This is a genomic window from Salipiger sp. PrR002 (genome assembly GCF_010500775.1).
GTDB lineage: Bacteria > Pseudomonadota > Alphaproteobacteria > Rhodobacterales > Rhodobacteraceae > Salipiger.
The window spans coordinates 1-2,829 of sequence record NZ_JAAGOU010000076.1 but is presented as its reverse complement, the minus strand read 5'-3'; the positions used below and the strand labels follow the sequence as shown (position 1 = coordinate 2,829).

The 2,829-nt window shown below is 63.5% G+C and carries 4 protein-coding genes; all 4 read left to right on the top strand.

The window, feature by feature from the left end:
* The first annotated feature begins 98 nt into the window (after positions 1 to 98).
* The 4 genes from G0A00_RS26110 (at position 99) to G0A00_RS26095 (ending at position 2,804) form a co-directional block, all read left to right on the top strand.
* Positions 99 to 464, top strand: coding sequence for a transposase (locus G0A00_RS26110; RefSeq protein WP_107818346.1), 366 nt, complete (start codon positions 99 to 101; stop codon positions 462 to 464).
* Positions 461 to 808 (top strand): IS66 family insertion sequence element accessory protein TnpB, encoded by a 348-nt coding sequence (tnpB, locus tag G0A00_RS26105; protein WP_107818344.1) that lies wholly within the window; start codon positions 461 to 463, stop codon positions 806 to 808. The genes G0A00_RS26110 and tnpB overlap by 4 nt, the downstream gene beginning before the upstream one ends.
* A gap of 62 nt (positions 809 to 870) precedes the next feature.
* On the top strand, positions 871 to 2,466 hold the full coding sequence (locus G0A00_RS26100) for an IS66 family transposase (RefSeq protein WP_164185595.1): 1,596 nt from the start codon (positions 871 to 873) through the stop codon (positions 2,464 to 2,466).
* Positions 2,466 to 2,804 carry a YnfA family protein gene (locus G0A00_RS26095; protein ID WP_088736309.1) on the top strand — a complete coding sequence of 113 codons (339 nt, stop codon included), beginning with the start codon at positions 2,466 to 2,468 and terminating at the stop codon, positions 2,802 to 2,804. The genes G0A00_RS26100 and G0A00_RS26095 overlap by 1 nt, the downstream gene beginning before the upstream one ends.
* The last annotated feature ends 25 nt before the right edge of the window (positions 2,805 to 2,829 follow it).

Sequence of the window (2,829 nt, the reverse complement as noted above, 5' to 3'; positions counted from 1 at the left end):
GTAAGCGCCCGATTGATGCCGCCTGCCTGATGGAGGCGGACCGAGATAAGACACGTGCATAACGACGTCTTTAGCGACGTGTCTTATCGGGAGGCGCTATGTTGGGTGAGGTTCTGGGTGTCGAGCGGCGCCGTCGTTGGAGCGACGAGGAGAAGCTCGAGATCTTGCTGGAAGTGGGTGCTGGCGGGGCTTCGGTTACGCAAGTTGCTCAGCGACATGAGCTCACACGCTCGCAAATCTACGGCTGGCGCCGGGACCTGAAGAAGAAGGGCCTTTGGTCGCCGGATCGGGGAGCAGTCTTCCTGCCTCTTGATTTCGGCACCCAGTCCGAACCGGCCCACTCCCCGCCCGCTCGCCCGGTTTTTGTCGAGCTGCGTTTGGGGAACGGTCGCTGCCTCCGTTTCGACAGCAGCATGGATGGGGAGGCGCTGACCGGGCTGATCCGCGCGGTGGAAGCGGCATGATCGGCCCAGGCACCGGGGTCCGGGTCTACCTGGCGTGCGGCGCGACCGACATGCGGAAAGGAATTGCCGGTCTCTCAGCCCTGGCCCAGGATGTGCTGCGCCAGAAACCCACCAGCGGCGCGGTCTTCGCGTTCCGGGGGCGAAAGGGGGATCGGCTGAAGCTGCTCTACTGGGATGGCCAAGGCTTCTGCCTCTATTACAAGATCCTCGAGCGCGGACGGTTTCCCTGGCCGAACACCAAGGCCGGGGCCGCGCGGCTGACCTCCGCCCAGCTGGCGATGCTCTGGGAAGGGATCGATTGGAGGCGCCCGGACTGGGGCGCACCACCCGCGCGGGTCGGGTAGATTATCTACCTGAATCCACTTGTTTTATTGGCCATCTCGACCTGTGCATGGTATCAGTCGGCATGTCCGATGATGCCCACATTCTCTCTGATGATCCTGCGGTCCTGAAGGCGATGATCGCCGCACTTCAGGCGGAGAATGCACGCATGTCGGCCACGCTTCAGGCCCACGAGCAGTTGGTTCAGGCTCTGCGCTTGCGGATCGCCAAGCTCCAGAAACAGGCCTTCGGAAAGTCCTCGGAAAAGATTGAGCGTGAGATCGCGCAGCTCGAACTGGCGCTCGAAGACCTCCTGGTCGCAGTTGCCGAGAAGCGTGATGGGTCAGTCGAGGAGGAGGTGCCTGCGGCGATCGATGCCGCTGTCGCTGAGATCAAGCCTCGTCGACGCCCGCGCGTCTCGGACACGACCCCTCGCGAACGGCGCGAACTCGATCCCGGCTCCTGTTGTCCCGACTGTGGTGGCGACCTTCGCGTGGTGGGTGAGGATGTCAGCGAGTTGCTCGACATGGTCGCGGCGCAGATGAAGGTGATCCAGATCGCGCGGGTGAAGAAGTCCTGTCGCCGGTGCGAGAAGATGGTGCAGCCTGCCGCCCCAAGTCGCCCTATCCCCGGCAGCATGGCTGGTCCTGGGCTTCTGGCCCAGATCCTCGTGTCCAAGTTCGATGATCACCTTCCGCTCTATCGCCAGAACGAGATCTACGCCCGTATGGGGGCCGACATCCCGGACAGCACGCTGCTGGACTGGTGCGGACGCGCCATGAAGGTGCTCGCCCCTATCATTGAACGGATCGAGACCGAGGTGATGGCCGCGCCGGTGCTGCACGCGGACGACACCCCGATCCGCGTCCTGGACCGGTCACGCCGGGACCGCGGCCTCGGCAAAGGGGTCAAGCAGGGACGGGTCTGGGCCTATGTCTCGGATCAACGTCCTTGGGACGGCGCCGCGCCGCCCGGTGTCGTCTACCGCTTCTCCCCGGATCGCAAGGGGGAACATCCTCAGCGGCATCTGCAAGACAGCGGCGGTATCCTTCAGGCGGACGCCTATGCTGGCTTCAATCTGCTTTACGAACCACGCGCGGACGGCAGCAGCCAGTTCCGCGAGGCCGCCTGCTGGGCGCATCTTCGGCGCGACTTCCATGATGTCTGGGACAGCACGAAATCCGAGATTGCGCGGGAAGCCCTCGACCGGATCGGCAAGCTTTATGATGTCGAGCGCGAGGTCGCCGGTCAATCCGCCGAACTACGACAGGCCGCGCGCCAGACGCACTCCCGCCCCATGGTCGATGCCTTCAAGGCCTGGGCCGAGGCCCAGCTGCTGCGCATTCCGGGCAAGAGCGATCTCGCCAAGGCCTTCCGATACGGTCTCAGCCGCTGGTCTTCCTTCGAGCTCTTCCTCGAAGACGGCCGCGTTGGCATCGACAACAACCCCGCCGAGCGCGCCATGCGCCCGATCGGCATCGGACGGAAAAACTGGCTCTTCGCCGGCTCCGATAGCGGTGGCGAGACGCTGGCCAGGGCGATGACCCTCATCGAAACCGCCAAGATGAACGGGCTCGATCCACAGGCTTGGCTCGCCGATATCCTCGACCGTATCCATGATCACAAGATCAACCGGCTTGACGAACTGCTGCCGTGGCAGTGGAGCGCAGCTCGCCCATGATGAGCGTCTTCGCGGCAATCGGCATGTATGCCCTGGCTGCTCTCGCCGAGATCGCGGGCTGCTTCGCGTTCTGGGCCTGGCTACGTCTTGACCGCTCAGCCCTCTGGCTTATCCCGGGCGCGATCTCCCTCGCCCTGTTCGCATACTTGCTGACGCGTGTTGAGGTCGAGTTTGCCGGTCGTGCATATGCGGCCTACGGCGGCATATACATCACAGCATCTATCGCATGGCTTTGGGCCGTAGAGAGGCAGATTCCGACCCGATGGGATATCATCGGCGCAATCTTTTGCCTGACCGGCATGGCGATCATCTTGGTCGCCCCTATGCTTCAGAAGTAACCTGCGGTCTCAATCGGGCGGTTAC